The sequence below is a fragment of the Rhizobium alarense genome (genome assembly GCF_021555155.1).
Taxonomy (GTDB): domain Bacteria; phylum Pseudomonadota; class Alphaproteobacteria; order Rhizobiales; family Rhizobiaceae; genus Rhizobium_D; species Rhizobium_D alarense.
In genome coordinates this window covers 1-3,324 of sequence record NZ_JAKGBU010000164.1, presented here as the reverse complement: position 1 = coordinate 3,324, position 3,324 = coordinate 1, and the positions used below count along the sequence as shown (strand labels likewise).

Genomic DNA, 3,324 nt, shown 5'->3' with positions numbered 1-3,324 from the left:
CTACGCCATGCTGGACGTACCAGCCATGGCCGCATAACTTAAACCAAACGGTCTCCGGCAAACCCGGCGCGGTTCAGTGAGCACGTAGCGTAGCCAGGTGAGTGGGTCGACGCCACAGGCGCGGCAAGTCAGGATCAGACTGTAGATCACTGCGCTGGCCTTGGCTCCGTCGGCGGTGTCGCTGAACAGCCACGATCTTCTTCCGGTGGCAAAAACTCTGATTTCGCGTTCCAGAATGTTGTTATCGATCGGCATCCTACCGTCGCGGGTGTAGCGCGTCAGGTAATCCCATTGATTCAAAGTGTAGGACACGGCGTCGCCGAGCTTTGTATCCGGCACGACCTTAGGCGCGATGGCGTCGAGCCACGCCTTTAGGGCGTTCAGGACAGGCAAGCTGTGCTGTTGCCGGAAGCGGCGAATGCAGTCGGCCTGCGTTTCGCCGACGTCGGGCTTTTCATCTCGCGCCTGCCTTTCGATGCGGTAGAGCTGCTCAAAGAATCTGAGAGCTTGCTCCGGCGGGCCGCCACCATTCTTCCTGGTCTTGAGGTGTTGATTTCCACGCAGAACTGAGCCGGTTAGGCGGATAATTTTCATTGAGAATTGAGCCATGTGAACCTTTCCCCAACGCGGTATGCGACGGGGGTAACGGAGTGATCCACATGGGACTTTTAAATATCATTCGGCGGATGGCACTGCGCGAGAAGCAGTCGATCCGCGAGATCAGCCGGCGCACCGGGCTGTCACGCCACACGATCGCAAAGTATTTGAACGCTGGTACGATCGAGCCGACGTTCACTGTGCCGGAACGACCGAGCAAGCTTGATCCTTTTGCGGAGAAGCTGGCGGGCTGGTTGAAGGGGGTCAGAACAAGAGCAGTGCGAAATCGTACGCTAAGGTCGAACAAAGTGAGAACTCACGCGGCTCGCCGTAGCCAAGCCGGGAGCCTCAGCGACCGGAAACCTTCCGGCAGATGCTGTTCGCTATCCCAAGTGTAGATGCCTGTAAGATTGATGTGCTCCCAGCTCAGCGGCGAGATGTGCCTGAGCAGATGATCAGGGATCTCGCGACCCACGTTGCGTGAGTGGGTGACGGCCCGTTCGATATAGACCGTGTTCCAGTGTACGATCGCGCTGATGACGAGGTTGAGGCCGGAGGCGCGGAAGGCCTGGCTTTCGAACGATCGGTCCCGGATCTCTCCGCGCTCGTGGAAGAAGACGGCGCGCTTCAGCTTATGCGCCGCCTCACCCTTGTTGAGGCCGGCCTGGCAGCGGCGGCGCAGCGCTGGGCTCGAATACCATTCGATCATGAACAGCGATCGCTCGATCCGGCCAAGTTCCCGTAGCGCCTTTGCGAGCTGGCTTTCCTTCGGGGATGCTGACAGCTTCTTGAGGATCGTGGATGGCACCACGGCACGCGTCGTGATCGACGCTGCCAGATGGAGCAGATCGTCCCAATGGTCGAGAATCAAGGTAGCGTTGATCGGAGCGCCAATGTGATTCGACAGCGCCGGGTATATATCGCCTTTCTCGAAGGTGTGGAACTTCCGATCCTTGAGGTTGCGCAATCGCGGCGCGAAGCGCTTACCGATCAAGGCGAACAGCCCGAAGACGTGATCGCTCGCACCGCCGGTGTCGGTAAAGTGTTCCTGGATATCGAGGATCGTGTCCTGATCGAACAGCCCATCGAGCACATAGGCTGCCTCGCTTTCGGTCGGGCTGATCGGCAGGATGCTGAAGTAGCCGTACTGATCTGACAGATGGCTGTAGAATTTCGAACCCGGCTCGCTGCCGTAGTGCAGATTGACGTCGCCGCGCTTGGCGGCTCGGTCGCTCGCGCGGAAGAATTGGCCGTCAGATGATGACGTCGTCCCATTGCCCCAAACTCGGGCATGCGGGTGACGAGTATGGGCATCGGTGATACATGCTTGCGCCGCGCGATAGGTCTCCGACCGGGCGTGGAATGTGCGCATCCAGCCGATCTGATGCGCGCTGATTCCTTTGGATGCGCTGGCCATTCGCTTCGGGCCGAGATTGGTTGCATCCGCCAGCACGCCGGCCAGCATGGCCGAGACGTCCCTCGGAGAATCACCCGTGCGGACATGCGTGAAGTGATCGGCGAAGCCAGTCCAATCGTGCACTTCCCTCAAGAGGTCCGGCACCTCAACCATCGGATACATATCGCTGATCTCGGCATTCAGTTCTTCGGCAGCCGCCGGAACCTCGCCGGCGGTCGGCGTGACGATCAAGGTACCAGCTTCAAGACGAATACCGTCGAGCTTCCCTGTCCGTGCCCTGTGCGCAAGGCGCTTCAGGTTGAAGTCGAGCATCTGACGCGCTTCGGCAAGCCAAGCCACGCCATCACCATGGACGCCCAGTCCAAGGCGATCCTCATCCTTCATGGTGGTGAATGTTGACCGCGGCATTAGATGCTCGTCGATCGGCCGGAAGGATCGGCTGCCATCGACCCAAATGTCTGCAGATCGAAGCCGGTCTCGCAAGGCCGCGAGGGTGGCGATCTCGTAAAGTCGGCGATCAGATCTTCCCTCGCCGAAGATGAGCCTCCGATCAGCTTGGCTGAGGTGGGTGACCGGGACGCGATCCGGAAGGGCCCGCCGCTTCTCGGCATGGAGCCGTTTCAGCAGCGAAATTGCCGCAAGAAGCGGATCGTGTCGCCGCGCCGACTGGAACGTGAACGCCTGCAGAAAAGCACCGACATACTTGTTGACGGTTGCATATTGCTCAGCCGCCAACACCAAGGGTGACGCCTCGTCGCCCTCGACCATCGACTCGAGTTCAGGCTTCATGCGGAGCAGCCGATGCCAGCCGACTTTCTGGTCGAGAACCTCCAAAGCATTCCTTCCATAGTCGTTGGCGGACTGCAGGGCTGTGATCGTGTCGAGGAACATGCGCAGCGCCTTGGCGGTGTCCGGCCTGCAATCCATGTGGCGCTGCTTCTTGCGGTTGTTGGCCTGAGAGAACAGCCGACCCATCAGCTTGATGAACATCGTCACGGCATCGTCTGTGAGTTTTTGGCCGAGCTTGATGACCTGCGCCACGATCAGAGCGTGTCGGCGGCTAGAGTTGAAATCGCTGGCCAGCCAGGCCGGCGTGGCGTTCCCCTCGCGGATCATCTGGTCCCACCGTCCGGATGATATGCGCATCTGCAGTTTCGGATCGATTTCCAGCGTGCGCAGGAAGGCAATCCGTTCGGTCAGCCCGACCAGGTTCGACGCGCCCGGTGCTTCCGGCGTAAGCGGCAAGGAGACCCCATCTGGCGCGGCTGATGCTGAGCAGGGTATTTCGGGCATACGAGTTCTCTGAATGT

General features: G+C 59.8%; 3 pseudogenes. 1 reads left to right on the top strand and 2 read right to left on the bottom strand.

From position 1 onward, the window contains the following. Positions 1-528 (bottom strand): annotated as a pseudogene (locus LXM94_RS25700) (IS66 family transposase); the annotation flags it as partial. Positions 529-659: 131 nt separating this feature from the next. Between LXM94_RS25700 and LXM94_RS25695 the strand changes: the two are divergent. After that, positions 660-854: pseudogene (locus tag LXM94_RS25695) on the top strand (IS21 family transposase); the annotation flags it as partial. Positions 855-913: 59 nt separating this feature from the next. On the opposite strand, the pseudogene LXM94_RS25690 reads toward LXM94_RS25695, so the two are convergent. Beyond that, positions 914-3,247: pseudogene (locus LXM94_RS25690) on the bottom strand (Tn3 family transposase); the annotation flags it as partial. Positions 3,248-3,324 lie beyond the last annotated feature (77 nt).